The sequence below is a fragment of the Streptomyces sp. DH10 genome, from assembly GCF_029813805.1.
Lineage (GTDB): Bacteria > Actinomycetota > Actinomycetes > Streptomycetales > Streptomycetaceae > Streptomyces > Streptomyces coeruleofuscus.
In genome coordinates, this window is record NZ_JARVKU010000006.1 from 244,809 (window position 1) to 271,698 (window position 26,890).

Sequence of the window (26,890 nt, forward strand, 5' to 3'; positions counted from 1 at the left end):
TCAGCCCGCCGGATCTCAGGCTACCGAGCCTGAACGCCCCGGGGTTCAGAAACAGGCACTTAACTTGTCTTTTAACGTCGGCGTGAGGCGAGACGGGCGAGTGACTCCGTGGGCCAGCAGAGCCATTTGAGAAGGCGGCTGGTGATCACGAAGTAGTGGACGCTGACCCAGCCCCGCTTCTTGTCAAGGATCTGCGGGGCCTCATCCCGGTAGACGTAGCGGAGGTACCGGCGGCGGATCGGCGCCCCAGCTATCAGCAGCACCGGTGAGGAAATGAGGATGGCCACCGGGACCAGGGCTCTCACGACGGTCAGCTTCGTCCTCTCCTCATATCGCATGCGCTCAGTGTGCTGACCTGCATGTTGCTTGTCAGCCTGCTCTGCGGGGTTTGGTGCCGACTTTGTGGTGGGCGGGGCGGCTGTATGCCTCGCCGGTGGCGAGGACGCGTCCCACTTCATGCCGGGTGGCCGGGCGACGGTTCTTCGAACCAGGCGGTCGCCCGGAGCCGGGCTTGGACGGTTTCGGTGCACCAGCCGGAGAGCCGGTTCCTCCAGCGGCCGGCACACAGACGTGAGCCAGATTGAGCCATATTTATGCGCATATGACTCTAAGGAACGTGGTCCCGAACCGCCGGGCGACACCACCTGCACCGCCTCACCGTGTCCCGGCAACTTCCACACCTACACCCTGGAATGGGACCGCAGCGGACCAACCGAATACCTGCGCTGGCACGTTGACGGCAGACTCTTCCACACCGTCAGCTCAACCCAGGTGGACCCGGCCGCCTGGAAGGCCGCCACCGGCCACGGCCACTTCATCCTGCTCAACGTCGCCATCGGCGGCAGCTTCCCCAAGACCCTCGCCGGCCACCACACCCCCACCGCAAGGACCCGGCCCGGCAGCCCCATGCTCGTCGACTCCGTAACCGTCCTCACCACCATTCCCCAATGACAGCACCGCAACAACGGCACCCAGCCCCACAGCAACGCATCACCACGACTGCCGCTGTCACAGGCCCACCTCCGGGCCAAGCGGACACCCACCGGGGCGAGGTCCGCGGCGGATGTAGCGAAAACACGTCATCGGATTTGACTCCCCACGTGTCCCGGCCGGGCTGTGCGCGTTGAACAGGCGACACGACGCCTCGTGACGTGTGTCGGCGGCCCGGGATCTGCTCTCCCCGGCGCGGGCCGGGCCGCACCCCCTCACGGATAAACCGGCCGGTGTCGACAGCCCCGGGGTGTCATGGCACCGGGGCCGCCGTCGTGGGTCAGGCGACAGGCCAAGCGCGGCCGCGGCCACCATGGTCCACCCTTCGGGCGTGGGTTTTCCGGGCCAGACGGCGAATCATCAGGGCGGTCAAGCCCCGGGTGCCGTCGCACCGTGCGGCGGCGCGGCGGTGGCGCCGCCGTGCAACGCGGCGAGCGCGCCCCTACCCCTGGCCGCCAGCCAGCCGCCTACGGGGGCCGGCGTCCGGCCAGCCCACCGTCGGGTCGTCCAGGAGAGCGATGCGGGCGGTGATGCGTTTTGCGGCCTGGCTGTTGAGGGGGCGGGTCAGGAGGTGAGGACCGCGACGTAGTCGACGAGCATGGGGTGCCCGGGGCGGGTTTGCGGCGTGGGGGTGGGGTGGCCGGCCAGAGCGTTGGGGAAGCCGCCGCCGATCGCGACGTTCAGCAGGAGGAAGTGGCCCTGGGCCGTGGCCGCTCGCCAGGTGGCCGGGTCGACCTGGGTGGAGCTGACGGTGTGGTAGTGCCGTCCGTCGACGAACCAGCGCAGCCGCTCGGTGGAAGTACGGCGGTCCCATTCCAGGGTGTAGGTGTGAAAGTTTCCGGTGCAGCGCGTGCGGGGGCAGGTGGTGCTGGCTGCCAGGCCGGTGCTCTCGTTGCACGGCCCCCCGGTGGGTGTGCCGCAGTGCATCACGCCCCAGACGCGGTTCAGGCCGTTGGCGTTCTCCATGATGTCGAACTCACCAGACGTCGGGGAGGGAACGCCCGCCCGGTAGGAGGCTCCCAGGGTCCAGAAGGCCGGCCAATACCCTTCGGCGGCCGCGCCGGTGACGGCGGGCAGCTGGATGCGGGCCTGGATGCGCATGCGTCCGCCCGCAGGGGGCCGAAAGTCGCTACGGCGCGTTTCGATCCGCCCGGAGGTCCACCGCCCGGCACTGTCCCGCAGGGGAGTGATGCGCAGGTTGCCCCGGCCATCTTGGCTGACGTTGGCCGGGTCGGAGGTGTAGGTCTGCACCTCACCGGTCCCCCAGTTGGGCGGGCCGCCGGGGTATCCGGTGCCGACATCGATGATCCACTTATCAGCGTTGGGCAGGGTCCCCGCGCGCCCGTTGAAGCCGTCCGCCCATGTAAGCCTCCACCCGTGGGTGGCCGACGCGGGAGTGCCGCCGGCGGCCAGCGGGGCCAGGCCCGCGCACAGGGCGGCCAGCGCAGCCGCCAGCATCAGCCGCGCACGACGGTTACGGAAAGGCATTCTCATCGGGCTGCACCTTGGGTAGTGGTTCGGCGGAGTCTGCGCCCCGAAAGGCGTTTGCACCCTATGTGGCGTGATGCCTGGTTTGATCTACGACACGGCAGGTGGGCGTCCTGATTCCTGCATCGGCGAGGCGTCTGCTCCCGATCAGGACTCACCCCACACCGGCGAGTGCCGGCCCTGTGGCGGGACGCTTGGCTTTGTACACGAGAACGGAAGTCGTTTGTCAACGGCTTCGGGAGTCACCGCGTGGGCCGGTTCCTTGATCAATGTCGATGAGTTCGGGAGTCACTCACGGCCCGGCGGGTGGTTTGTGCGACATCCCGTGAGTAGTTGAGGTACAGGAAATCCTGGCGAGATTGATCTTGGTGGGAACGGCTGGCCGAGGAAACCCGGTCGGGTGTTCTGGATGAACGGCTACGACTCCGCGGTCAGAGCTCGCCGCGGCGTGAGAGCTGCTTCAGCGCGTTCTCACGGATGATCTCGTTCTCGTCGTCGCGCAAGCCCTCGAGGGCTTCCCGGGCCTCCGGGCCGGGAATGGCGCCGAGAGCCCAGATCGCCTTCACCGCGAGGGCCCGATTCTCGTCCCAGTCCAGGTACTCGGGAACCCAGCGAGTCGCCAAGACCAGCGTCGGCACCGTCTTGGGCGAGCGGAGCGTGCCCAGCATGGACACGATGTCCTCGTACCCCCTGTGCCAGTCGGCAGGGAACAGCTCGGTCAACGGCTCCAGGAACTCCTCGACCGAGGCGTCGGCGGCGGCATGGACGATCAACGCCATCTCGACGTCGTCGGCATCCTGGCGCTCCATGGCGTCCCGGAGCAGCCGGAGCGCCAGGGCCGCACCGTCGGACTCGCCGAAGTGGGCGAGCACCTCGTCGATCGTGCGTGTCGGGGGCGAGCACGGTGCGACCGCCAGGCCCATGACCAGATCCTGCTCCTCAGGGGTCATCGCCTGACCACCTCCCATGCGTTGAACGCCCCAGCTCTTGGGTGGACCCTAGCAAGATCATTCTCGGCGGTGCCTCCCGAACTCGTGAACATCGGCCTGGCCGCCAACAGGACGCCTTCTGAGCTCATCGACAAACGACTCCCGTTCTCGCGAACAGAGCCAGGACGCTGGAGCGCTACCGCATCGACACGTGGTTCCCGATACGCGCCTCTGCTTGGAATGTGATGATTTGTCACTAGAGTCCTTGCTGATGATCTCAGCGAGGGGAAAGACGGATGGCCGCTACGCACGTCCTGGTGATCGAGGACGACAGGGATGTCAGCGCTCTGCTCCAGCGGCATCTGTCCGCGCTGGGCTGCCGGGTGAGCGTGGCCGAAGCAGGTGAGCAGGGCCTTCAGGCGGCGTTCGCTGATCCGCCGCAGATCGTGATCATCGACATCCTGCTGCCGGACATCGACGGCCGTGAGGTGGTGCGCCGGCTGCGCACGGACGAGCGGACCCGCAGATGTCACCTGGTCGTCTCCTCCATTCTGGACGCCGAGGACTTGGTGGATTTGACGACGGAGTTGCTGGCCAAGCCGTTCGGGCTGGCGTCGGTGACGGAAATGGTCGACTTCTACGAGGACGCCGAGCGGCGGGAGGAGTAGTGGCCTGTGTTCTCGTCGTGGACGACGACCCCGATGTCCGGCAGCTGGTGGCCTACAAGCTGAGACGGTGCGGTCATGAGGTGACGGCCGTGGCCGACGGCCTGGCGGCGCTGCAGGCGGTACGGGAGCTGAAGGTCGATCTGATGCTGCTGGACGTCGTCATGCCGAGGTTGACCGGCCTGGAGGTGCTGCGTGAACTGCGCGCCCATCCCACCACCGCGAAGCTTCCGGTCATCCTGCTCACCGCCCGCACGCAGGAGACCGATGTGCTGAAGGGGCTGTCGGCGGGCGCCGATGACTACCTCCCCAAGCCGTTCTCCCTTGGGGAGCTGACAAGCCGGGTGCAGGCCCTGCTGGACCGGGCCGAAAGCTGAGACGCCGCTCCATGCCATACGACTGGAGGAGACCGCTCGTGACCAGCAAGCCTGAGGGGAAGGCCGATGGTGTCGGGCGGCGGCTGACATCTGCGTTCGCCGTCACCACATGTTTGATCCTGCTGGTGGGGGTTGGCGCACTTATCGGGGCATTCCTTGAGAAGGCGACTCAGGACCAGATCATCGACCGGGTCCAGCCTGCGCTGATGGCTAACACGCACCTGCACAACCAGGCCGCCCACATGCAGCGGTCTATGCGCGGCTACCTGCTCACCGGCGACCGGGCCCTGCTGGCCGACTACCGCCGGGCACGCGCAGGCTATCCAGCGATCCTCGTCGATGCCCGACGCCACACAGCCGGTGATACCGAGCGCAATCTCAACCGGCAGGACCAGCAGCTCCAGGCGTACCTGCGCGTGGGCGACCAGCAGGCGAAGGCGGCCCCGCGAAGCGAGCAGGCGGCTGGACTCACCCGCGAAGGCAACCGACGCTTCGAGGCCTTCGAGGCCACCAACCATCGCCTGGAGACCCAGCTGGTCAGCGAGGCGAAGCGGTTGCAGCAGCGTGCCGACACGATCGTCACTGCCGGTGCCGCTGGGCTGGGCGCTCTGCTGCTCGCAGCGCTGGCTCTCGCCCTGTACACCGCACGGCGCACCACCCGCGCCCTGGTTGTACCGCTGCGGTCGGTGGGCGAGACGCTCGGCCGGCTCTCCGCGGGCGAGCACGATGTGCGGGTTGCGGAGTCGGGTCCTGCGGAGATCCGGTCGGTGGCCCGCTTGGTGAACGAGCTGGCGGATGAATCCGGCCGGCTGCGCGGCATCGAGGAAGAGCGCTACCGGCTGTCGGAAACCGTCCGGCAGCTTGGTCTGCGCATTCGTGAGCGCCTCGACGTCGGTGATGTCCTCAACGCCGCCTGCACCGGCATGGGTGAGGGCCTGGACGCCGACTACGTTTTCACCCTCCTGATGCGCGACAGCGGCTCGGAGGTTGTTCCCGTTGCCCGGGCCTGGTCGGCCCGAGACGGGCTGCTGCCCGAGGAGCGTCAGCAGGCGCTGCCCCCCATTCCCGCGGAGGTGCTGCGCGAGCACTATCGCGAGGGAACCACCTGGGCGGTCCCTGACCTGCCCCGCTACCTCACCCAGATGACGCCGGTGCCCGGTGCTCCGGGCTCATTCGCGCGGGTCGGGCTGCCGGCGGCCAACCGGGCGGCGGCCACCGAACTGGGCCTGCACTCCATCGTGGTCGTCCCGATGGGCATCGGTCAGGAGCCGATCGGAGCGGTGTGCCTGGCCCGCACCCGCCCCGAGCAGCCGTGGCGGCCGGTGGAGACGGAAATGGCGGAGGCCATGGCCGCCGGCGTCGCCCGAGCGCTGCACACCTCAAAGCTCTACGAGAAGGAAACCCGCCTGGTTGAGGAACTGCGCGCCCTGGACCGCACCAAGAGCGACTTCATCTCCACCGTCTCCCACGAACTGCGCACCCCGCTGACCAGCATCACCGGCTACCTTCAACTCCTCAGAGACGAAGACGTCGGCCCCATCACCGAAGAGCAGCAGCACATGCTCGACATCGTCAGCCGCAACGCCCAACGGCTGCGCACCCTCATCGAAGACCTGCTGACCCTCTCCAGGATCGAATCCGGCAAATACACATCCCGCAAGGCACCAGTGGACCTGCGCCACATGGTCACCGCAGCGATTGACGCGATGCATCCCGCGGCAGAAGCGGCTTCCGTCCGGCTGCACGCCGACTGCCCCGAACAGCCTCTGGTCTGTGAGGCCGACAGCGATCAGATCGACCGGGTGCTGATGAACCTGCTGTCCAACGCGGTCAAGTTCACCCCCGCTGGCGGCCGGGTCCACCTCCAGGCCGCCGCCCAGGACGGCCATGCCGTCCTCACCGTCAGCGACACCGGCATCGGCATTCCCGAAGCCGAACAACACCACCTTTTCACCCGCTTCTTCCGCGCCTCCAACGCCACCGACCAGGCCATCCCCGGCACCGGCCTCGGGCTGACCATCGTCGACACCATCATCACCAACCATGGCGGCACCACCCACCTGCAATCCACCGAGGGCCAGGGCACCACCATCACCGCCACACTGCCCCTGGCCACGAGAGACAGCCCCACACCGCCCTTGGAAGGCTGACCGTGCACGGTGACGAACAGGCCGCCGGGCTCGCCTCCGGCCACGCCCCAGGCACCCGGGCTGGTCTTCCCGGGGGCAACACCGCCAATAACGCCTGGTGGTGGTTCCTGGCCGCCGGGGCTGTGGTGATCGTCGCCTACGTCGTGATCACGGCTCCCCTGCGCCACTTGTTCTCCCCGGTGCTGGCGGCCTGTGCCACGGCCGTGATCCTGGTGGGCGTGCGGTGGCACCGGCCGCGCCCGAGCCGGTCCTGGTACTTGTTCGCTGCCGGCATGGGGCTGTTCACGGTGGCGGACGTCATCTTCGGCGGCTTCCAGGCCGCGGGCACGCTGGTGCCGTTCCCCTCACCGGCTGATGTGCTGTATCTGGCGGCCTACCCGTGCTTCGCCGCCGGCCTGGTCAGCCTGATGGCGGCATGGGGCAGGGGCGTGCGCTGGGGGGCCGTGCTGGATGCCGGGATCATCACCCTGGGGATGTCCACCCTGGCGTGGGCGTTCATCGTCATGCCCTATCTGCGCGGCCATCTGTCGGCGCTGCCGCTGGCGGTTTCCCTGGCCTATCCGCTGGCCGATCTGCTGCTGCTGGGCATGGCCGCCAAGCTGGTGCTCGTCTCGGGAATCCGGCTGCCGGCCCTCGCGCTGTTCAGTGTGTGGGTGGGTGCCACGCTGGCCGCCGACGCGCTGTATTACTCCACGCTGGCGGCGACCGGCGCTCCGATCGCCGCCGACGTCTCCTCCGCCCTGTGGATGGCCTCCTATCTGTTCCTCGGCGCGGGCGCCCTGCACCCGTCCATGGCCAGGACCACCCAGCTGGTGCCGCGCAGCCAGGCGAGGCTCTCCCGGGCCCGCGTGAGTGTCCTCACCCTCCCCGCCCTCTTCGGTCCCGTCCTGCTGATCGCAGACGTTGGCGGCGTGCGCGGGCAGGCCGTACACGCCGTGGCCATCGCGGGGATCATGGCCGCTTTGACCGTGTTGCTGGTCGTGCGCGTCACGCTCCTGGCACGGTTCGCCGAAGTCCAGGCCGATCAGGCCCAAGCGCGGGCCCGCACGGCCGAGGACGCCTTGCGCCAGCAGGACTTGCTGCAGCAGCAGCTCACCCACCAGGCCTTCCACGACGCGCTGACCGGTCTGGCCAACCGGGCCCTGTTCGTCGAGCAGCTGGAACAAGCCCTCAGCCACCCCGCAGCGCCCCGGAGGACTGCCCTGCTGCTGATCGACCTCGACGGCTTCAAAGACATCAACGACAGCCTCGGCCATCCGCTCGGCGACGAACTCCTCATCACCGTCGGCCACCGGCTCCTGGGCGCAGCCCGCCGCAGCGACACTGTCGCCCGCATGGGCGGGGACGAGTTCGCCATCCTCATCGAAGACCTCAACGAGACCCCCGCCAAGACGTACGCCCAGCGGTTCCTGGACCGCTTCAGGGAGCCCTTCGCACTCTCCGGCCATCGCAGCGTTTTCATCTCCGCCAGCATCGGCGTCCTCACCATCACCGAACCGACCACGTTCAACGACGCCCTCCGTGACGCCGACATCGCCCTGTACGCGGCCAAAGAACGCGGCCGCAACCGCGCCGAGCTCTTCGAACCGGCCATGAGCCTGGCGCCGCAGAGCCGCGCCCGTATCGCCCAGGACCTTCGCTACGCCCTGCCCCGCGACGAACTCGCCGTGCACTACCAGCCGGTTATCCACCTGCTCACCGGACAGGTCACCGGCGTGGAGGCCCTGCTGCGCTGGGAGCGGGAAGGCCGCTCCCCCACCCCGCCCGAGGTGTTCGTGCCCGTCGCCGAGGAGACCGGCCTGATCCGCCCCATTGGCGCCTGGGTGCTGCGCGAGGCCTGCCGCCACGGCAAGCATTTGCACGACACCGTCCCGAAAGCCCAGGCCCTGAGCGTGGCCGTCAACGTCTCCGGCCGGCAGCTCAAGGACCACCGCTTCCCCGACACGGTGCAACAAGTCCTGCGCGAGACCGGGTTCCCCCCGGCCTCCCTGGTCCTGGAGATCACCGAGAGCACCCTTGTCACCGACGCCGAGGCCACATCCACCCACATCCGCGCACTGCGCGACCTCGGCGTACGCATCTCCATCGACGACTTCGGCACCGGATACTCCTCCCTGGCCTACCTGCGCGACCTGCCGGCCGACATCGTCAAAATCGACCAGAGTTTCGTCCTGCGAGGCGGCAGCGATGCCGACAACAGCCTCATCCAGGCCATCCTCGACGTGGGGCACGCCCTGGAGCTGGACGTGATCGCAGAAGGCATCGAAACCCCCCACCAAGCCGAGCGGCTGCGCTCACTCGGCTGCCCCCACGGCCAGGGCTTCTACTACTCCCCGCCCATGGCCCCCAAAGCCCTCGAGGCCTACCTCACCACCCAAGCCATCCTCACACCCACCAGCCCACACCCATGACCAGGACATACAGTCCCGCCAGCTAAGACTTGTCCCGTAACCGCTGGTCACGGATGAGATGATCTTGTCGTGTCTGGTGTGATCACGGCGTCGGAGCCGTCCTGGATAGCCGCGTTCACCGGGCTGAGCCCGCGTCAGTTCGGCAAGCTGATCACCGCGTTGCGGCGCGAGGGCGCCGACCCGGTTCGCAAGGGCCGGCCGTGGAGCCTGCCGCTGGAGGACCGTGTGCTGCTGGTCGCCGCCTACTGGAGGACCAACCTCACGCTGCGCCAACTGGCGCCGCTGTTCGGGGTGTCGAAGTCGGCCGCCGACCGCATCATCGACAACCTCGGACCTGCGCTCGCCCTCCAGCAACGCAAGCGGTTCCGCAAGGACGCCGTGCTGATCGTGGACGGCACCCTGGTCCCCACCCGTGATCACCAGGTCGCCGAGCAGTCGAAGAACTACCGCTACTCGACCAACCACCAGGTCGTCATCGACGCCGACACCCGGCTCGTCGTCGCCGTCGGCCGCCCGTTGCCCGGCAACCGCAACGACTGCAAGGCGTGGGAGCTGTCCGGCGCGAAGGACGCCGTCGGCAAGACCACAGTCATCGCGGACGGTGGCTACCGCGGCACCGGCCTTGTCATCCCGCACCGCCGCGAGCCCGGCCAGGCCCAACTCCCTGACTGGAAAGCGGATCTCGTCAAGCAGATGACCATACTCCGGGTGTCCGTCCTCTTACCGCAGCTCGCGGCCACCGGCGATCGGCGACTTCGGAGCGGACGGCGCACAGATCGGGCCCGGTGGTGCAAGTAGAGCCCGACTCACAGGAGGCGGCGCACGGCCTGGATGATCGAGCGGCGGCGGTCGTCGGTGCTCTCAGCCTCGGTCGTAGAGGCGGGCATTCCGGTGGCATTGCTCGGGTTCCATGCGAGGGCGAGACTCAGGACGAGGGTGAGTAGCGCGGTGGGGGAGAAATCGGCGCCGATGCCCTCCTCCTTCTGCACCAAGGCGAGCGCCTCCAGCTTCGCGTCGCGTGTCGGTGCCGCTACGGCCGGGTCCCGGTCGTGGCTGTCGCCGCGCTCCAGTCGATGCCATGTGGCGAGCCGGATGACCTCGGGGTGCAGCCGGCAATAGTCGAAGAGCCGCCCCGCGTACCCCGGGAGGTCGTCGGGGGTGAAGGGAACCGCATTCAGACCGTGGGTGACGTGGGTGTCGAAGACCGTGTCGAAGAGCTGGTCTTTGCTGCAGAAGTAGACGTAGATGAGGTTCTTGTTGGCAGCCGCCGCCTTGGCGATTCGGTCCACCCGGGCTCCGGCGATGCCGTGCGCGGCGAACTCGTCGGTGGCGGCCTGGAGGATGCGGGCCTTGGTTGCATCTGCGCGAGACATATGAGTCATCGTAACGAGAGACTAACCAGTTAGATGTACTCGTGGGGATGTCCCGTGCCCAAGCCGGTCATTCGATCCCGAAGGCGTCGAGGGCCGCGTCCGACGCGACCAGCAGAACCGCGCACCACAGAGTGACCCCAGCCATCAGCCAGCGGATCAGCCGCCACCGGGGGATGCCCAGAGCGGCGCCGAGCAGGGACGAGCCCCAGGTGCCGAAGAGGGCGGGCCCCACGATGCCGAAGCCCACCACGCCGTACCGCTCGAAGACCCGCCGCGCCCGCCGCCCCGCCGCGCCGGAGAGCCGGTCGCCCGCCGGTGACCCGACGGCGGCCACGCCGCTGGAGGGTGCGCCGTCGGCGGACGTGCCCGTCCCGGAACCAGCGCTCACCACGGGGGACTTCCGGCGGGCCTGCCAGGACTGCCAGTGCAACCGAGCCTGTTCCATGGCGAACACCGCGAAGACCACGCAGCAGGCGGAGCCCAAAAGTACCGCGAACAGTACGACCGGACCGGGCAGGGAGAGCGAGAGGCCGACGGGTATAGCGGGGGTACCGATGGCGAAGCCGGCGAGCAGGGTCCAGACGAATCTCCCCATGCGGTTCCCTTCAGCTGCGTCGTTCGCATCGTTACGCCATACCGCGGGCAGTCTAATTGACTAACCAGTTACTCTATGACCATGAGTCATGTCGACGTGGTGCTCGACGAGTTGGCGGCCGGCAAGTACCTCCTCCTCACCACCTTCCGCCGGGACGGCAGCGCAGTCCCCACCCCGGTTTGGGTGATGCCGGACGGTCGGACGCTGGCCGTGTGGAGTGCTGCGGACGCCGGGAAGGTGAAGAGGATCCGCAATGATGGCCGGGTGATGGTCGGCCCCTGTGACTGGCGGGGCAGGCCGCTCGGCGTCTCGGCGCCCGGTTTCGCGGAGGTGCTGGCGCCGGACGCGAGCGCGCATTTCACCGGCCTGATGAAACGCAAATACGGGCTGGTCGCCAGAGTAGGACTGCTCGCAGGCAGGCTGCGCGGCGGCTCCGAACGCACGGTGGGAATCCGGATCCGGCTGGACGGCTAAGGGCTGTCCCATAACCCTCAAGCAGCGAGCGACAGCCCAGTGGCTACGGGAGCCTCAGTCGTCGTTTCGTCCGTCTGATACGACGCGATCACGCAGCTGAGCTTCGGAAACTGCCAGCCACTCGTCCACCACGGCGTGGGCTTCGTCCAGGGCCGAATTGCGTCTGCCATCGGGTGCGTAGGCCGGGGACCGATCCGCGCGCAGCGGCAAGTGAGCGCAGTACCAAGCGCGCTCGGCGCCTGCTCGCTCTGTGTCCGTGCCCGAGCGGAGGTAGTCGAGCAGTGCCGTCATTACCCTGCGGCGTCTGAATGTGTAGAGCGCCGGCTCAACGAACCAGCGACAGCGAACTACCCCATTGATGCCGGCGCCTGCCGCATCTCCGTGACCAGCAGGCCCAGCATGCGGAAGCGGGCCAGCAAACCGAACAGGTGCGCCTCGTCGATGACGGCCCCGTAAAAGACCGTGTGCTCGCCCAGCGTCGCGACTTTCAGCTCGGGGAACACCTCCGCAGCGTTCTCCGGGACAGGACCGCGGACCCGGAACTCGTAACGCATGCTCTCGCTCCCTCCAGGGACAGCCCATGCTGCCCCCGGCCCCGACCTCGGGCATCACCCGCACTGGGTGAGCGGCCGGCGCGGGCCCCGCCGGCGACTCGGTTGAGTGAACCTCGAAGGGACGCAGATCCTACTCAAAGCGCTGGCACGTCATGCCGTGCATGAAGCCGATCATCGATGCGCATGTGGCCGTGCCGGCCTGGCTGTGGTGGAGGTAGCGGCCGCGGATGACGAAACCGCCTTCGCGGTCCAGGAACTGCTCGCCGCGGGTGCGCCGTCGCGTCGGCGGCCCAGCACGGCCTCCACGTGCGTCACGCGCCGACGGCTGCCACCGTATGGGTGAAGGGCTGGTCCACACGAGCTACGCCGGAAGGAAGCCAGCCATGATCACGGCGCACCCTTCGCTCCTGCGGGAGCTGGTAGAACGATGCGAAACCCTCAGGCGCCGCCTGGCCGCCGACAACAGCGCCCAGACCGCCCGCCAGCTCGAGGACGCCACCTACACACTGTGTGTGACCACCGGCACCCGCCAGCTGGACACGGCACTGTTTGTCGCCCGCCAGCAGATGGCCGAGGCCATGAGACGAGAACAGCCCCTCCGCCACTGAACTGCCGCACTGTCGGACTGATAGTGCGGGCACAGTCCCAGGCCCAGACCGACGTGGGTTCGGGGCCAGCCCACGCCCGGGAGGCCGGGAACCGCCCGTTCCAGCCCCGTGAGTGGCCGATCAGTCGCCAGGTTTTGATCCCCTGGGCCGCGAGCCAGGTGAGGACTCGCCCTCTGGTCCGGTGGCACGGCCGGGGGCGTGCGACAGCATCACCGCTGTCTGCCAGCGCAGGGAGGCGATCGCCTCCCTGCGCTGGTCACGCAGGCACACAGCCGCATCCAGCCCGGTGGCCGCCGCGGTCGAGCCCGGGCCGCCTGTCTCGCTCAGGCCACCCGTCTGTGGCTCTCTCAAGCGAGCCGGTCCGCAACGGCGTCCTGAACCGGTGGCGAACACTCGGCCTGACGGGCAAGGGCGAGATCCTCGAAGGCCTGCGGGCGGACTTCGTCATGGGGCCCGAGGACATGCCCGACGATCCGGAGGACACCGAGGCCGGCAAGGACCTGCCCGACGAGGTGATGCAGCAGCTCTGCGACAACCTGAACCTCCTGGAGGAGATGAGCAGCATCGAAGTGCGGGTCTGCACGGAACTGTTGATCGACACGGGCCGTCGGCCCGACGAAGTCTGCCAACTCCCCTTGGACTGCATTGAGCGAGATCCGGACGGCAGCCCCGTGCTCCTCTATGACAACCACAAGGCCTTCCGGCTGGGCAGACGGCTCCCGATCGCGAAAGTGACCGCAGCGGTGATCACCGCTCAGCAGGAACGCGTACGACGACGCTTCCCCGATGCCCCGTCTTCCGAGCTGAAGCTGCTGCCCTCTCCGGTCGCCAACCCGTGGGGGACCAAACCGATCGCCGGCATCTGGGAGCAGCACCGGAACTGGGTCCGCGCCCTGCCCGACTTCCTCGTGCCCATCGAGGTGGAAGTGGACGGCGAAATCGTCACGAAACTCCTGCCGTTCGACAAGGGAAAGATCTTCCCGTACGCGTACCGGCACAGCTTCGCCCAGCGGCACGCCGACGCGGGCGTCAAGCCGGAGGTTCTCAAGGACCTCATGGATCATCGCCAGCTGCAGACCAGCCAGGCGTACTACCGCATCGGCCAGGACCGGCGTCGTGAAGCCATCGACCGGGTCGCGGTCATGCAATTCGACCGGCACGGCAAGCGGGTGTGGCGCCAGGTTCAGGGGCTCTTGGAATCCGAGCACGTACGACGCGAGATCGGCGAGGTCGCCACGGCGTACGGGGTGTGCAGGGAGCCGTCGAACGTGGCGGCCGGCGGGCACAGCTGCCCGCTGCGCTTCCGCTGTCTGGGCTGCGAACACTTCCACACCGACGTCTCCTACCTGCCGGACCTGGAGGCGTACCACGCAGACCTCCTGCGCAGCCGCGAGAAGCTCATGTCCGCCTTCGAAGCGGACGACTGGGCCCGCGCCGAGGCCATGCCGTCCCAGGAGGAGATCCGCCGGGTCCGCCGACTGATCAACCGCGTCAAGGCGGACCTGGACGATCTCACCGCGGAGGAGCAGGCGCAGATCCAGCAGGCGGTCTCGGTCATCCGCTGCGGGCGCAGCGTGATGCTGGGGATGCCTCGCATCGGCCAACCGTTGCCCGACGTGCGACCGAGGAGGACTTCGTGAGCTCCGCGATGAGCGCCGGCCGCAAGGCGGACGGCGACCGGCGCCGCCAGCGGGTCGTGAAGGCCATCAACGCCGCCGCACAGAAGGGGAGCCGCATCACGGTCTCGGGCATCGCCCGTCAGGCCGGGGTGGACCGGACCTTCCTGTACCGGCACCGGGATCTGCTCGCTCTGGTTCACGCTGCCGAGCTTGGGCCAGCCGAGCAGGACCCGGCGTCGGGCGCCCCGGCGGTGAGCAGGGCCTCGCTCCAGGCCGATCTCGCGAACGCGCAGGCCCGCACCGTCCGCCTGTCCGCCCGAATTCAGCAGTTGGAGAAGCGCTTGTCCCAGGAACTGGGCGAACAGGCATGGCGCGAGTCGGGCCTTGGCGCTCCCACCGACATCGAGGAGCTTCAGCGAACGATCACGCGGCTCGAGCAACGCAACGTCGAATTGGCCGAGACCCTGGAAGAAAGCCAGGCCGATCTGGCGGCGGCCCGGGAAGCCAACCGTGAACTGACCCGGACCCTCAACCAGCGCGGAGAGCAATCGGGACCAGGAACGCCAGCACGCAGTAACACCAGATGAGGAATAGGGGCTGCTCGCCGCGGTACGGGCCGAAATGGAGGGAACGGCGGCATGAGCGAGGCGGCCATGGGCTAGGGCACGGCGCGCGGGACTGCCCGAGCCGGTCAAGAACGAGCCGACCCTGCCCGGGCCGGTCTTCGCCGCACTCATCTGCCTGGCGATGCGAGCGGGCCGTATGCCTACGGGCGCGACGAGAACCCGACCTGGACCCTCTGGAGACCCCTACGAGTCGGCGGCTTCCGGGTAGCGGATATGGGCGGCCAGCTCGTCGTACTGGTACCAGTCCGTCTCCGCGAGCTCCCGCACCCGCTTGACGAACTTCGTCCACCCCGCGAGACCGTGAAGCTGGGGGGCCCGCGTCCAGAAGAGCGCCGCGATCTCGGGCATCTTCGATGCGGCCCGGCAATCCAGGTTCTCAGCCCAGGCGGTCAGGATGCCCTCCAGCTGCTCCGGCTGGATGAAGCCGGCGAGCGGGATCACCACGCTCTCGGCGAAGTGTTCAGCGTCGCGGTAGCTGCCCGCCGCAGCCAGGATCTCCGCCACGACGTCGGTGAAGTAAGCGGAGGGTTTCGCCGCGATGACGTTGGCCTGCTGGTACGGCTCGAACTCGGCGAACTTGCTGGCCAGGGCAGGGATGCGGGCCCGGATGGCGTCGCTCCCGGCCAACGCGATCACGTCGATCACCCGGCGGGCCTTCGTGCCGGCGGGCGGGTACTGAACCTGGTCAACGTAGGTGCCGATCTGCTGGCACACTGTCGGGTCGAGGGCGTCGGTGAAGACGTCGAACTCGCCCAGGCGCGCAAGCCCCTTCAGCTGCCGGTCGATGGGAAGCTCGTTGAACTTGGCCATGGTTTTGGTGACGGCCTCTCGCACGGCGTCGCGGTCGTGCTGGGCGAAGGCAATCAGGCACAGAGCGTGCCGGTCTGCGGCCATGCTCGCGGGGATGCTGCTGGTCTCGGGCACCGGCAGTTCGAGCATGGCGTGCTTGGCCGCGATGGCGACGATCTGCTTCCAGGCGCTGGATTTCACCCGCTGGGCGAACATCTGCACCAGGTAGTCGGCGTGGCCGACGAAGGAGGGGTCGTCCACGTGGGCGATGTACCGGTCGAACGCCTTACGCCCTTGGGTGGGCGGGTGCACCAGCAGGGCGTCCAGCGCGGCCACGAGGTGGGCCCGCGCGTAGTCGCCGGTCGGGGCGAAGACATCGCCGAGCGAACGGAGGGAGGGGTGTGCGCAGAGGTTGCGGTCCTCCTTCAGGCGCAGCAGCTGCCGGTGCTCGATCCCGTCGATCAGCTCCAGATCTAGCGCGTCCTCCAAAAGCTTCTTCTCCACGTCCTCCACGATCTTGATCGCTGCGCCATCGAGCTTTCCCCGGGCCTCGTTGAGCTTCGCGACGATCTCGGCGGCCTTGCCGTCGCCGTCCTCAGCAAGCTGGTAGAGCTTGTGGATGATGTCGGTGCAGACGGCCGTCCAGGTCGCCACGATGGCGGCCCGGGGGGTACCGGTGCTGTGGCAGCGAAAGGCGTCGTCGACCAGCGGCCGAACCTCCTGGTGCCAGACACGGGCGATGCGTTCTTCGAGGCTCTGCACCAGCTGCTCGCTGTTCTGTCAGTGCCCGCGCGGTGCGGGCTGGCCCGGCGGCCGGCCGGGGCGGAGTTGCCCTCCCTCTATGTATAGGCGGCGGACGCCCGGCCGGACACCGGGTTTCCCGACGGCACCGGCCTACAGCAGCACGGCGGGACGGCCCGGATTCCGCCCGGGGTCGCCGACGCGTCGGCGCGGAGACCGGGGCGCCTACCGGCCGTGCCCCGGGATCCCCCCTGCCTCCGGGAAGCTACCGGTGATGCGGGCGGCAAGCCGCTTCCCCTTCCGGCGGACCCGCTCGCCGAAGACCTCCGGCTGTGCGACACCGGCGGCCAGAGCGGCTTTGGCGCGGAGGCTCATCCCGAGGGTCACCGCTCGCTCAGCTGGGGAGAGGGCCTCCAGGATCTCGTTCAAGCACGGATCGTCGAAGCCCTAGATTAGGGGTGTTGACCTTCAAACATAGACAATCTCCTGTAGAGGATCTTTAGGATATCCTCAAGTGCAATGACGGCATTTCGACTCGCACTCAACTTCCACCGATTATTCTTCGCCTTGTCGGCGTGATCACTGATGCCGCGCAAAACGATATACTGAGTACCATCTTTGGCATGCTCGTGAAAGTAAGCGGCAACTCCTGCGGCTTCCGTTTCCAACGCTAGTGTCTTGTAATTGAATCCTTCAAGCCATGCACGAATCGCACTATCACGGAACTTTACAGTAACCTCACCGGATCCAATGGGCCCCTTGCGAACCCCGAATTCACGCCCATTGCTTGGCGCGCCATTCGCCCCGACCAACTTCACGGTCTCCCCCCCTCGCCTGGCGAAGTACTCGTTAACCGCGTGCCCTATTTGGGATTCTGATCTAAAGGTGGTTCCCCGCCGCTGCACGCCAGCCGCTGTCACGGCAGAAGGGCCGTAGTCGATTACGTCTTCAGCAATCACCACGTCGCCAAACCGTACATCCTTATGAATGCTACCTGCGACACCCAGCAATACGATTAGGCGAGGATGCTCTCGCCGGTAAATCTCGTCATACGCAACGATGGCTGACTTATTCCCCTGATTAAGGCATTGCGTAGCCACCACGTTCAGCCTTTGCTCTTCTATGGCAACCTCTGCCGAATAGAACACACGACCCGAACCGTCGGATGGATCATCAAAGTTTGAGCCCTTCTCCAGCCATTCGACGACAGCGTTTGTTTCCTCAGGAATTACCGTTATGATGCCTACATCAGCTTTCCTCACAGGAACCTCCGACACGCCAATCACCCGGATGGATTTAACGGACCATGTGTCAAGTTGAGGCGCTACCCTTCTGGGAACCTCAGCACGCGACTTCAACTCATCGGTAATAACTCGGACCGCTCGAGAGGCGACTGAGGATGGACCCATCACACATATTTTAGCCCCTGGGCCATTGTCCATAGATGGGTGTTCCACTACTTGTCGCAAGCGCCGAGCGAATGCTGTTCCTTGGAAGAGGCCGGAGCGGACGCCAGTGTGAACTTGTTCGTTGTCTTCTAGGCGAGGCATCACGGCGATCCGCATGGATTCCTGGGAATTTTCGACTATATCGATGGCCAATCGCTGCAGCGCCTTCGAACTCGCGGGACCATTACCGACGACGAGATAGCCGTCAGGCGCGCCCGCCAACTGTATTGAATATATCAGACGCTGGGAATCCGCAGCCGCCTTACGATGCTTGTTAATGAAGGGCACGACAAACTCGTAAAGATTTTCAAATTCATCGCCACCCTCGCATCGCCGGATAAAAATTGCAGACTTGAAGCTAATGATCTGTCGCGGGTCGCCGAAGGGATTGGCGGTCGCACGAGCTCGATCCATTAGATCGTCCGCCTGTGAAATGATCAAATCATTGAGCTGCGACCATGCCTCACGGAAAAAGGCTACCGAATCACCCTGCGCATTTGCAATTTGCCTGGACCTGGACGATCCATCACTAATCCTCCCTGAGGAAACTATCGGGGTTTCGCCTGCAGCCTCTACCGTCCAGGCAGCATGTTCCAGATTTACCTTTACGGCGAGGAGCCACTCACCCTGTTCCGCCAGGAGTCTTTCGATGTCGCTGGGAACCTCAATGGGGGATTGGAAGTATTGACGCCACTCCTGCTTGTAGACAGGATCACTCAAACTGTTCGCAACACGCTTCACGATCTTGTCTGCTGCTTGTGCACGGTGCTTGAGATACGTTTGGACGCCGCGGGTAACTGCTTGAAAGAGCTCGCTATTCCGCAGTTGGGAAGCGGTCCATGGTTGGCTACCGATGTCTTCAAAATTCTGGCGTGCCAGTGGCCATACGCGCTTTACCGATTGAATCTCAGTTGCAAGTGCGGCTACCGTCTGATGCGAGGCGGCGCAGGACGTGAGAACCGTCAAATCCTCATGAGTCAAGTGTGGAGTTGCGCCAGTGCGCAGCAATTTTCCAAAAATCCATCCAACTATTTCGGCCTGTGCCTCTGCTTCCTCAGAAGTCGGGGCCGTCTGATGAATTTTCCCGACCTGGCACTTCCCATCTTTCACCACGAGCGTGCCAGCATCTTTGAGCATAGATATGAGTCCGTTATTTGGGTGATACCCAAACAAGTCTTCGTCATTTCGGCCGACGGCTGCGCCCCGAGTTCCATAACGGATCCCGACACTATCGCCGTCTCCCAGAAATCCGTTCCAGCGGTTCAGTCGTCCCGCATTCAGTCCGATATTTAGGTAGAGCACGCATAGTTTCTCGGCTACGGCTTCGCATAGCCCTTCACCGCGACCCTGAACCGCGGCATCGAGCATAATGCCAAAGAGGCGAAGCTCGTTGAAGCCGAATTCGATATCCTCACCATGCCGGTAGGCGCGCATCACGTTTTCGTGATCATCTTGGTACATCACCGGCACTGCTATTCCCTGGTCTATGGCTATATCAAGGAATGCAGAGATAAGCAGGCTGGCATTAAGGTTCTCACCACCGACGGCAGTTTTGGCCAAGCTCTCCAACTCGGGAATGCTGTGTCCGATAGCCAGACGGTTGAGCCAACTGCCAAGTCGACTGGACAATTCAGGTACTTCGAAAGCGTCTCTTCCATGCTTTCTCAACAGCTCTCGGGCCGGCAGCTCAAGCTCTGTATGCAGCTCGTGGAACGGCTCCACGAGCCGTGCTTGGAGGTTCCATGCGTCAGGACGCTTAAAAGGACCAGCTGGGGCTGCATACAAGTCGCGAGGCTTCGCAATCACCCGTGCACGGACATCGATCGGATCATCTCCTCCGGCAAGCTCACGCACAGCATCGGCCGCGGGTGGAGGGAATGCGAGGGCAAGTTGATCAGTCGACAAGGTCGTTCCAATACGCGCCTTACTGACCGCTAGCAGGTCTGACAGCCACATGCGTCCCAAGCGAGCCGACATAACAAACTGAATGAGTCTCAGACGCGAAATCGCAGAATCAAAGTATCTTAGGGGTTCCCTCGCCTCATCACGAGCCTGCTCAGCAATGGCGTTGAATACTTTATCGATCGCCGTGGATGGAAGACCTTCAAAGGCGATAATCGGCAGAACGCGGAGGTCCAGGCTGGCAGTTTCCGGATTAGGCTTTCCGTAAATCCTAACCTTGAGCAGGCGTGCAGCATTGAGGTCAAGCCCAAGACCGCGCTCGAAAGCCCTCCGGGCGCTCGAAGATGCTTCGTGTGTCAAGGATAGGACGCCGAACCTTCTCTGGGTGGTCGTCGCGGTATCAAAGGTTTCCCAACGTCCGAGCGAGTCGAGTACATGCTCTGCTCGTCTGGGTAGGCTGGTTTCGTCGTACAGGGGCCAATCAGTGTTATAAGGGCGAGGCACCACGCTGATCGCATCAATGATCTGCGAGGAGAGGTTGAGGGCTCTGCGATCGTCAAGTTTGAGATATGGCTCATTCGGTTGCGCAAGGCTAGGCACCCAGTATTTCTGGTCCACCGCAAGAGCGTAGAGTTTCACGTCCGCAGCGCCAGCCTGGCGAATAGCCTTTTCGTCATGGTACAAGGTTGACCCAGATATGAGTAGGTCATCGATGAGTGCCACCCGCTTACGGGACAGCCACGATGCATCCATATCGAGTACGCGATCCGTGGTTATCTGTCCAGGTAGGGATACTAGACCGAGCGCGCCCATGGCATCGAACAAGCAAGCGGCTTTGCGTGCGGTGAGAATACAGACGTCCACATCAAGGTCAGAAATGGTGTTCGCATAGTCCACAACATGAGGTAGCAAATCCCCATGAAACTGTGCCAAGAATGCAGTACGGCGGCTGACTGTCATGGCGATGGGCCCCCATCCACTGGCCAGCGATCGGGCGTTCCACGCATCCCCCCTTTCGATCAATAGGCTACAAGCTGGACTACGAGTGGACCAACGCACAGCCCGTCCTTAAACTACGCCCGCCAGCCCCCGTACTCGTACCGGCAGCCGCGTAATCTCGCCCATCGCACTGGGCATCAATCCGTCCCCAAATGATTGCCAAAAGACCGCTCACCCCATGAGGCCACGTACGGCCGGAGCGTTTCCTCTTGTGACCAGTTTGGAAGCCGCTGCACATGCACAGGATCATCGGCGGCCGTCGAAGCGGTCGTCGTCAGTGTCGGTCGGCAAAGTGTCGAGCTGGTCTGGGGCGGCGAGTTCTGTGAGTCCGTGCACAGCGGCGTCCATGCGGTCCGGGCTCTCCATCCCCTCAACCCAGGTGGCCATCTGGTCCTCCAGGTCGGGGTACTCGCCGACGTGGTGAACGAGCTGCTGCTCGTACAGCTGGGCCACGGGAGCAGCGCGAAGACGCTTGCCGACCTTGGCGGTGACCTCCAGGATCATCGGCATGAGGAGGTCCTCGGTGGCGCCCTCCCGGCGCAGCTGCTCCCATGCCTGGGTGACGATCTGACGTGCCATGTCCCCGCCGTAGTTCTTCTCGACCACCACGATCGCGGCGGCATTGAGTTCGAGGGCCAGTCGGCATGCGGTCAGGCCCCAGTTGTTGGCGCCCATCGAGCCGGATCGGTCAGCGAGGAGGTACAGGTGCCGGTCAAAGTCACGGCCGACACCGATGACTCCGGTCTCGTCGCCGACTGTGGACTCTCCGCCGGCGGGGGTCACGGCGACGACGATGTGCGCCAGGTCGACGCCGGAGAACTGGACGGCGTTGATGCGTGCACTATCGATCCACTCGCGCTTCCAGACCCCACCCTCAGGAGGCCGGGCTGCTGCATGTAGAGGGCTCCCCAGACGCGTCCGCCGACTCGCTTGCGGGTCTTGGCGTGGTTGGCCGCGTTGAAGCGTTCGGGCCACAGCGGTTCGCCGAGCTTGCGGCCGAGCGGGTCGTCGGGGCTGTCGGCGAGGGCGGGCAAGTCGATGACTCGCCAGGCGTCGCGCTTGGTGGCAAGGATGCGTCCGGCGAGATCGTCGTGCCAGCGTGGATGAGGCGGCACCGACGGGTTCGAGCTGAGTCTGGAGTACGGATGTCCACCAGTCCCAGGCACGCTTGCGCATGGTCGGGCTGTCGGCGTCGGCCATGTCCTTGACCGGGTCATCGCCGCGTCGGCGCACGAGAACGCCGTCGGCATCGCACTGCTGGACAAGGTCGCCGCCGACACCGACGCGTGTTGCACCGCAGGCTGGTGCGCGATTACGAGCATCTGCCCCGCAGTTCGGAGTCGCGGGTGTATTGGGCGATGACCGCGGTGATACTGCGTCGGCTGACCGGGGCGACCACACCGGCTTGGCGCACCGCATGATCGGGGAGCTGACCCTCGGCGCGGTGCTGGCGAGGCTGGAGGAGCGGGAACGAGAGATCACCACGCAGGCCGAGGAGAGGCGGGAACAGATCGCGCAGCTGACCGCACGGCTCGACGAACTCCGCCGGGCCGCCGAGGAAGTCCGGATCACCCGCAAGACACTGCTGCGGCTGCCCAACCCGCAACCGCCCGCGCCGCCGGCACCGAAGCTGTCTGAGATGCCAAGTGCCGTGGCGCCGTTACCTGATCGGGTGATGGCGCCACACCTGTTGCGCGCGGTAGCGTCCTCCGTACTGCTGCTGAGCTGCACCGATCCTCATCGGATCACGCTGCACAACGGTTGACCCCGCTAGAAGCGACTATGTCTCCGTGGTCGGCGCTGTCCTGGCGGCGTACGGTCACGATGTCGCCGTCGCAGATCGCCGCGTCGATCATGGAGTCGCCCGACACCGGAAACCGACAGGTTCTCGAATTCCTGAAGGGGATCGAGCGTGAACCTGTTGGTCCTCTCGGGGCATCGGCGGGGTTGTGCGACGGGTTCAGCGACTTCGCGGGGCATTCTCGAGCATCCGGTGTCGGCGGCTGATGCCGTCAACGGCGAACTGACCAGCCGGAATGGTGAGGCCCACTGAGGTACCAACAGCCCAGTGAGCGGCGCCGCCAGTAGACGAACCTCTCCACTGGGTTGCTTCCGTGCTCGCCCACCAGCAGGCCACTGCCCTGAGCACAGGACGACAGAAGGCCAAGCCTTACGCCGTTGCGCTCCTCGGCGCCCTACCGTGAGGAGCGGCGCGCGGCTGCCTACGATCCGGCAGGTGTCACAGGTCCGTGATGCGGATCCCGACGTGCGCCTTGTAGCGGCGGTTCACCGAGATGAGATTGGCCACGAGGGCCTCGACCTGATGGGCGTTGCGCAGTCTGCCGGCGTAGATGCCACGCATGCCGGGGATGCGGTCGATGAGTGCCTGCACGGTGTCTGTGTCGGCGCGGTCCTCCCCGAGGACCAGGACATCGGTCTCGATCGACTCGATTCCGGGGTCGGTCAGCAATGTGGCTGACAGGTGGTGGAACGCGGCCGTGAGCCGGGCTTCCGGTAGGAGAGCGGCGGCCTGCTCGGCAGCGCTGCCCTCGTCGGGGCGGAGGGCGTAGGCCCCCCTGGAGTCGAAGCCGAGAGGGTTGACGGAGTCGATGACGAGTTTGCTTGTACCGGCTGGGGTGCGGTGATCGGGGTGTCGGTGGAGCTCACGGTTCGTATTCCTTTCCAGGTGGGTCTAGCGGTGGGACGTCGAGGGAAGCTGGACGGCCGACTCGAAGACGGCGCGGGTGTGCTGGCCGACACCGAGTCGGTGGGCGAGCCGGAGATCGTCGAGAGTGTCAACGTCAAGACGGACGCTGGGCGCCTGCAGGTCGGTGATCTCGACGGCTCCGCCGCGTCGGTGACGGCGGCGGGAGCCCTGCTCGAAGGCGGGGTTCAGCCATCGCGGGCGGTTTGCCGAGAGCAAAGTGGTGCCCTCTCCCCTGCGATCCGCGAGGAACGCCTGGTCGTGGGTGGCTGCCGATGTCAGGACGTCGTTCAGCTCGGTGCTCCGCAAGGCCGGCAGATCGGCGGTAAGGACAGCGATGGGACGCCTCCCGGCCAGCGTGTTCGCGTAGGAGGCCGCCATACGGATTGCTGCGTTGAGTCCGTGTGACGGGTCGTAGACGACCGTGGCTCCTTGGGAGCGTGCCTCGGTGCCCGCTTCCCGATCGCCAGTCACGACGATGACGTGAGCGACGTCGGCGGTGCCGAGCACGGCTTCCAGGGTGTCTCGGAAGAAGGCGTGCGCGAGCTTCTCGCGTGATGTTCCGGGCCAGGCGTCCAGGCGGCTCTTGGCTCGGTGAAAGGGCTTGACCGGCAGCACAATCGTCCAGTTGACAGCCATGGCGTTCACTCCGTCTGCGGGGCACTGGGCGTCACAGGGGCCGAGGTGGCGTCCATCAACGGCAGCAGCTCCGGCAAATGGCCGTCGGAGGCCTCCGCCGCTCGCTGCCGTTCCTGAGGTACCTCGCCGTAGAGCGTGGTGCGTGGTTTCGCCGGACGGTTGGCCGCCTCGGCCACGGCGATCAGGTCCTTGACCGACTTGTACGAGCCGTAGGACGAGCCCGCCATCCGCGAGATCGTCTCCTCCATCAGGGTGCCGCCCAGGTCGTTCGCCCCCGAGCGGAGCATCTCGGCCGCGCCCTCCGTGCCCAGCTTCACCCAGCTGGTCTGGATGTTCGGGATGTGTGGGTGCAGGAGGAGACGGGCCATCGCCGTCACCGCCCGGTTGTCCCGCATGGTGGGGCCGGGGCGCGCGATGCCCGCCAGGTACACCGGGGCGTTGGTGTGGATGAAGGGGAGCGTCACGAACTCCGTGAAGCCGCCGGTGCGTTGCTGGATTCCGGCCAGCGTGCGCAGGTGGCCCAGCCAGTGGCGCGGCTGGTCGACATGGCCGTACATCATCGTGGAGGAGGACCGGAGGCCCACCTCGTGCGCGGTCTCGATCACCTCGATCCAGGTCGCCGTCGGCAGCTTGCCCTTGGTCAGCACCCAGCGGACCTCGTCGTCGAGGATCTCGGCGGCCGTGCCGGGGATGGAGTCAAGGCCGGCCTCCTTGGCCGTCGTCAGCCACTCGCGGATGGACATGCCGGTGCGGGTCGCGCCGTTGACGACCTCCATCGGGGAGAACGCGTGCACATGCATGCCGGGCACCCGCTCCTTCACCGCCTTCGCGATGTCGAAGTACGCCGTCCCGGGCAGGTCCGGATGGATCCCGCCCTGCATGCAGACCTCCACCGCGCCGACCTCCCAGGCCTGCTGGGCGCGGTCGGCCACCTGGTCCAGGGAGAGGGTGTAGGCGTCGGCGTCGGTGCGCCGCTGGGCGAAGGCGCAGAAACGGCAGCCCGTGTAGCAGACGTTGGTGAAGTTGATGTTCCGCGTGACGATGTACGTGACGTCGTCGCCGACCACCGACTTGCGCACGTCGTCGGCGATCCCGGTCAGCGCGTCCAGGGCGGGCCCGTCGGCGTGCAGCAGCGCGAGGGCCTCCGCGTCGGTCAGCTTTGTCGGGTCGTCGGCGGCTGTACGCAGCGCGTCCCGCACGTCCGTGTCGATGCGCTCGGGCACCATCCCGGGGGCGGCCGCCTCGCGCAGGGCGCCCCAGTCGCCGTAGACCTCGTCGAAGTCGTCGCGGCGGTCGGACGTACGGCCCTCGGTGTCGATCGTGGCGTGCAGATCCATACGGCCGGACGCCACGAACACCTCCTCCGGCTCCTGCCACGGCAGCCCCTGCGGGAGAGCGTCGGGGCGGGCGAGGCCCGTCTCCGGGTCGGCCAGCGCCGCCACGTGCGGCCGCAGCCGCGGGTCCAGCCAGGGCTCGCCGCGCTGCACGAACTCGGGGTACACGCACAGCCTTTCCCGCAGCTCGAAACCGGCGGCGCGCGAGCGTTCCGTGAGCTCCTCGATCTGCGGCCACGGGCGCTCGGGGTTCACATGGTCGATGGTGAGCGGGCTGACCCCGCCCCAGTCGTCGATCCCCGCCCCGATCAGGCGCTCGTACTCGCTGTCGACGAGGTTCGGCGGGGCCTGGATGTTGGCGGCCGGGCCCATGATGAGGCGGGCGACGGCGACCGCCGCGACCAGTTCGTCCAGCTCCGCGTCCGGCATGCCCCGCATCGCGGTGTCCGGCTTGGCGCGGAAGTTCTGGATGATCAGCTCCTGGACGCTATGGTACGCCCGTGCCGTGCGCCGGAGCGCGAACAGCGATTCCGCGCGCTCTTCGTACGTCTCCCCGATCCCGAGGAGGATGCCGCTCGTGAAAGGCACCGACGAACGCCCGGCGTCCTCCAGGACCCGCAGCCGTACGGCGGGCTCCTTGTCGGGGGAGCCGTGGTGCGGTCCGCCGGGCTCGGACCAGAGCCGCTCGGCGGTCGTCTCCAGCATCATGCCCATGCTCGGCGCGACGGGCTTCAGCCGCTGGAAGTCGGTCCAGGACAACACGCCCGGATTGAGGTGCGGGAGGAGTCCCGTCTCCTCAAGGATGCGGATGGAGATGGCCCGGACGTACGCCATGGTGTCGTCGTAACCGTGCGCGTCCAGCCACTCCCTGGCCTCCGGCCAGCGGTCCTCGGGCTTGTCGCCGAGGGTGATGAGGGCTTCCTTGCAGCCCAGCGCGGCGCCCTTGCGGGCCACGTCCAGGACCTCGTCGGGGGACATGAACATGCCGTGGCCGGCCCGGCGGAGCTTGCCGGGCACGGTCACGAAGGTGCAGTAGTGGCACTTGTCCCGGCACAACCGGGTGAGGGGGATGAAGACGCTCTTCGAGTACGTGATGACACCGGCACGGCCGGCCTGTGCGAGGCCCGCGTCCCTGACGCGGGCGGCGGACGCGGTGAGGTCGTCCAGGGCCGGGCCGCGGGCCTGGAGCAGCACCGCGGCCTCGGCGACGTCGAGGGCGACGCCGTCCCGGGCCCGTTTGAGAGCGCGACGCATGGAGTTCTCGGTGGGGCTGGTGGGCGCAGTCGCGCTGTCGGAGTCGGCCATGCTGCTCAAAGGATTCCTCTCGGATGGCATCAGTGGGTGGTGTCAGGCGTGCGCAGCCTGTCCGACGAACCACTGAGAGGGCGGTGCGTGAGTTGATGTCCGTTTCCAGGCGAGGTTGCGGGCAGGGGTCTGGCTGCGCGGCAGGCGGACCGGGGGCACATCGCCCGCAA

The 26,890-nt window shown here is 66.4% G+C and carries 24 protein-coding genes and 6 pseudogenes; 14 read left to right on the forward strand and 16 right to left on the reverse strand.

Annotated features, from left to right (window positions below):
• Positions 1-71 precede the first annotated feature (71 nt).
• Entirely contained in the window at positions 72-338 is a 267-nt protein-coding gene (locus QC385_RS15460; protein ID WP_279541873.1) for a hypothetical protein, read from the reverse strand.
• A gap of 31 nt (positions 339-369) precedes the next feature.
• Positions 370-546 (reverse strand): annotated as a pseudogene (locus QC385_RS44035) (NF041680 family putative transposase); the annotation flags it as partial.
• Between the two features lie 225 nt (positions 547-771).
• On the opposite strand from QC385_RS44035, the gene QC385_RS15465 reads away from it, so the two are divergent.
• Positions 772-951 carry a hypothetical protein gene (locus QC385_RS15465; RefSeq protein ID WP_279541874.1) on the forward strand — a complete coding sequence of 60 codons (180 nt, stop codon included), beginning with the start codon at positions 772-774 and terminating at the stop codon, positions 949-951.
• Positions 952-1,554: 603 nt separating this feature from the next.
• Here QC385_RS15465 and QC385_RS15470 read toward each other — a convergent pair.
• Both QC385_RS15470 and QC385_RS15475 read right to left on the reverse strand, forming a co-directional pair.
• Positions 1,555-2,484: a glycoside hydrolase family 16 protein gene (locus tag QC385_RS15470; protein ID WP_443032909.1), complete on the reverse strand. Its 930-nt coding sequence runs from the start codon at positions 2,482-2,484 to the stop codon at positions 1,555-1,557.
• 425 nt (positions 2,485-2,909) lie between these two features.
• Positions 2,910-3,428, reverse strand: a complete 519-nt coding sequence (locus tag QC385_RS15475) for a HEAT repeat domain-containing protein (protein WP_279541875.1) — start codon at positions 3,426-3,428, stop codon at positions 2,910-2,912.
• Between the two features lie 275 nt (positions 3,429-3,703).
• On the opposite strand from QC385_RS15475, the gene QC385_RS15480 reads away from it, so the two are divergent.
• The 5 genes and pseudogenes from QC385_RS15480 to QC385_RS15500 all read left to right on the forward strand — a co-directional run.
• The gene (locus QC385_RS15480) at positions 3,704-4,075 is read left to right on the forward strand and encodes a response regulator (RefSeq protein ID WP_279541876.1); all 372 of its coding nucleotides are present in this window, start codon (positions 3,704-3,706) and stop codon (positions 4,073-4,075) included.
• Entirely contained in the window at positions 4,075-4,449 is a 375-nt protein-coding gene (locus QC385_RS15485; protein WP_279541877.1) for a response regulator transcription factor, read from the forward strand. Before QC385_RS15480 ends, QC385_RS15485 begins: the two co-directional genes overlap by 1 nt.
• Positions 4,450-4,487: 38 nt before the next feature.
• Positions 4,488-6,599, forward strand: coding sequence for an ATP-binding protein (locus QC385_RS15490; protein ID WP_279541878.1), 2,112 nt, complete (start codon positions 4,488-4,490; stop codon positions 6,597-6,599).
• A gap of 2 nt (positions 6,600-6,601) precedes the next feature.
• The gene (locus tag QC385_RS15495) at positions 6,602-9,010 is read left to right on the forward strand and encodes a putative bifunctional diguanylate cyclase/phosphodiesterase (protein ID WP_279541879.1); all 2,409 of its coding nucleotides are present in this window, start codon (positions 6,602-6,604) and stop codon (positions 9,008-9,010) included.
• A gap of 69 nt (positions 9,011-9,079) precedes the next feature.
• Positions 9,080-9,727: pseudogene (locus tag QC385_RS15500) on the forward strand (transposase family protein); the annotation flags it as partial.
• Positions 9,728-9,816: 89 nt separating this feature from the next.
• Here the strand turns inward: QC385_RS15500 and QC385_RS15505 are convergent.
• Complete coding sequence (locus QC385_RS15505) at positions 9,817-10,383, reverse strand: TetR family transcriptional regulator (RefSeq protein ID WP_279541880.1); 567 nt, start codon at positions 10,381-10,383, stop codon at positions 9,817-9,819.
• Positions 10,384-10,450: 67 nt separating this feature from the next.
• Complete coding sequence (locus QC385_RS15510; RefSeq protein WP_279541881.1) at positions 10,451-10,978, reverse strand: hypothetical protein; 528 nt, start codon at positions 10,976-10,978, stop codon at positions 10,451-10,453.
• Between the two features lie 81 nt (positions 10,979-11,059).
• Between QC385_RS15510 and QC385_RS15515 the strand changes: the two genes are divergently transcribed.
• Entirely contained in the window at positions 11,060-11,452 is a 393-nt protein-coding gene (locus QC385_RS15515) for a PPOX class F420-dependent oxidoreductase (protein WP_279541882.1), read from the forward strand.
• Positions 11,453-11,799: 347 nt separating this feature from the next.
• Here the strand turns inward: QC385_RS15515 and QC385_RS15520 are convergent, their stop codons facing one another.
• Positions 11,800-12,006 carry a hypothetical protein gene (locus QC385_RS15520; protein WP_279541883.1) on the reverse strand — a complete coding sequence of 69 codons (207 nt, stop codon included), beginning with the start codon at positions 12,004-12,006 and terminating at the stop codon, positions 11,800-11,802.
• Between the two features lie 208 nt (positions 12,007-12,214).
• Between QC385_RS15520 and QC385_RS15525 the strand changes: the two genes are divergently transcribed.
• The 5 genes and pseudogenes from QC385_RS15525 to QC385_RS15545 all read left to right on the forward strand — a co-directional run.
• Positions 12,215-12,349: a hypothetical protein gene (locus tag QC385_RS15525; RefSeq protein WP_279542077.1), complete on the forward strand. Its 135-nt coding sequence runs from the start codon at positions 12,215-12,217 to the stop codon at positions 12,347-12,349.
• 40 nt (positions 12,350-12,389) lie between these two features.
• A complete protein-coding gene (locus tag QC385_RS15530; protein WP_279541884.1) occupies positions 12,390-12,614 on the forward strand; it encodes a DUF5133 domain-containing protein in 225 nt (74 codons plus the stop codon).
• Between the two features lie 338 nt (positions 12,615-12,952).
• Positions 12,953-14,254, forward strand: coding sequence for a site-specific integrase (locus tag QC385_RS15535; RefSeq protein WP_279541885.1), 1,302 nt, complete (start codon positions 12,953-12,955; stop codon positions 14,252-14,254).
• Entirely contained in the window at positions 14,251-14,820 is a 570-nt protein-coding gene (locus QC385_RS15540) for a DUF6262 family protein (RefSeq protein WP_279541886.1), read from the forward strand. The genes QC385_RS15535 and QC385_RS15540 overlap by 4 nt, the downstream gene beginning before the upstream one ends.
• Before the next feature lie 91 nt (positions 14,821-14,911).
• Positions 14,912-15,030, forward strand: a pseudogene (locus QC385_RS15545) (cystathionine gamma-lyase); the annotation flags it as partial.
• A gap of 12 nt (positions 15,031-15,042) precedes the next feature.
• Here QC385_RS15545 and QC385_RS15550 read toward each other — a convergent pair.
• The 5 genes from QC385_RS15550 to QC385_RS15570 all read right to left on the reverse strand — a co-directional run bounded on the left by QC385_RS15550 (position 15,043) and on the right by QC385_RS15570 (position 21,853).
• Positions 15,043-16,410 (reverse strand): hypothetical protein, encoded by a 1,368-nt coding sequence (locus tag QC385_RS15550; protein WP_279541887.1) that lies wholly within the window; start codon positions 16,408-16,410, stop codon positions 15,043-15,045.
• 204 nt (positions 16,411-16,614) lie between these two features.
• Positions 16,615-16,818, reverse strand: a complete 204-nt coding sequence (locus QC385_RS15555) for a hypothetical protein (RefSeq protein ID WP_279541888.1) — start codon at positions 16,816-16,818, stop codon at positions 16,615-16,617.
• Positions 16,819-16,841: 23 nt separating this feature from the next.
• Positions 16,842-20,699, reverse strand: a complete 3,858-nt coding sequence (locus QC385_RS15560) for a phosphorylase family protein (RefSeq protein WP_279541889.1) — start codon at positions 20,697-20,699, stop codon at positions 16,842-16,844.
• A 285-nt stretch (positions 20,700-20,984) separates the two neighbouring features.
• Positions 20,985-21,521, reverse strand: coding sequence for a hypothetical protein (locus tag QC385_RS15565; RefSeq protein ID WP_279541890.1), 537 nt, complete (start codon positions 21,519-21,521; stop codon positions 20,985-20,987).
• Entirely contained in the window at positions 21,518-21,853 is a 336-nt protein-coding gene (locus tag QC385_RS15570) for a hypothetical protein (RefSeq protein ID WP_279541891.1), read from the reverse strand. Before QC385_RS15570 ends, QC385_RS15565 begins: the two co-directional genes overlap by 4 nt.
• A 171-nt stretch (positions 21,854-22,024) precedes the next feature.
• On the opposite strand from QC385_RS15570, the pseudogene QC385_RS15575 reads away from it, so the two are divergent.
• Together QC385_RS15575 and QC385_RS15580 are read left to right on the forward strand one after the other, a co-directional pair.
• Positions 22,025-22,159: pseudogene (locus tag QC385_RS15575) on the forward strand (IS5/IS1182 family transposase); the annotation flags it as partial.
• Positions 22,144-22,503: a hypothetical protein gene (locus QC385_RS15580; RefSeq protein ID WP_279541892.1), complete on the forward strand. Its 360-nt coding sequence runs from the start codon at positions 22,144-22,146 to the stop codon at positions 22,501-22,503. The pseudogene QC385_RS15575 and the gene QC385_RS15580, both read left to right, overlap by 16 nt.
• Positions 22,504-22,510: 7 nt before the next feature.
• On the opposite strand, the pseudogene QC385_RS15585 reads toward QC385_RS15580, so the two are convergent.
• From QC385_RS15585 to QC385_RS15600, 4 genes and pseudogenes are all read right to left on the reverse strand, one after another.
• A pseudogene (locus QC385_RS15585) lies at positions 22,511-22,645 on the reverse strand (LexA family protein); the annotation flags it as partial.
• A 332-nt stretch (positions 22,646-22,977) separates the two neighbouring features.
• Positions 22,978-23,358, reverse strand: a pseudogene (locus tag QC385_RS15590) (NADPH-dependent F420 reductase); the annotation flags it as partial.
• Between the two features lie 72 nt (positions 23,359-23,430).
• Positions 23,431-24,081, reverse strand: a complete 651-nt coding sequence (gene cofC, locus QC385_RS15595; protein ID WP_279541893.1) for a 2-phospho-L-lactate guanylyltransferase — start codon at positions 24,079-24,081, stop codon at positions 23,431-23,433.
• A gap of 5 nt (positions 24,082-24,086) precedes the next feature.
• Complete coding sequence (locus QC385_RS15600) at positions 24,087-26,720, reverse strand: bifunctional FO biosynthesis protein CofGH (RefSeq protein ID WP_279541894.1); 2,634 nt, start codon at positions 26,718-26,720, stop codon at positions 24,087-24,089.
• Positions 26,721-26,890 lie beyond the last annotated feature (170 nt).

Bases quoted from the DNA above. Each gene is read 5' to 3' on its own strand.
- QC385_RS15460 (WP_279541873.1), bottom strand. From the start codon at position 338: ATGCGATATGAGGAGAGGACGAAGCTGACCGTCGTGAGAGCCCTGGTC.
- QC385_RS15470 (WP_443032909.1), bottom strand. From the start codon at position 2,484: ATGAGAATGCCTTTCCGTAACCGTCGTGCGCGGCTGATGCTGGCGGCT.
- QC385_RS15475 (WP_279541875.1), bottom strand. From the start codon at position 3,428: ATGACCCCTGAGGAGCAGGATCTGGTCATGGGCCTGGCGGTCGCACCG.
- QC385_RS15480 (WP_279541876.1), top strand. From the start codon at position 3,704: ATGGCCGCTACGCACGTCCTGGTGATCGAGGACGACAGGGATGTCAGC.
- QC385_RS15505 (WP_279541880.1), bottom strand. From the start codon at position 10,383: ATGTCTCGCGCAGATGCAACCAAGGCCCGCATCCTCCAGGCCGCCACC.
- QC385_RS15510 (WP_279541881.1), bottom strand. From the start codon at position 10,978: ATGGGGAGATTCGTCTGGACCCTGCTCGCCGGCTTCGCCATCGGTACC.
- QC385_RS15515 (WP_279541882.1), top strand. From the start codon at position 11,060: ATGAGTCATGTCGACGTGGTGCTCGACGAGTTGGCGGCCGGCAAGTAC.
- QC385_RS15520 (WP_279541883.1), bottom strand. From the start codon at position 12,006: ATGCGTTACGAGTTCCGGGTCCGCGGTCCTGTCCCGGAGAACGCTGCG.
- QC385_RS15530 (WP_279541884.1), top strand. From the start codon at position 12,390: ATGATCACGGCGCACCCTTCGCTCCTGCGGGAGCTGGTAGAACGATGC.
- QC385_RS15560 (WP_279541889.1), bottom strand. From the start codon at position 20,699: ATGACAGTCAGCCGCCGTACTGCATTCTTGGCACAGTTTCATGGGGAT.
- cofC (WP_279541893.1), bottom strand. From the start codon at position 24,081: ATGGCTGTCAACTGGACGATTGTGCTGCCGGTCAAGCCCTTTCACCGA.
- QC385_RS15600 (WP_279541894.1), bottom strand. From the start codon at position 26,720: ATGGCCGACTCCGACAGCGCGACTGCGCCCACCAGCCCCACCGAGAAC.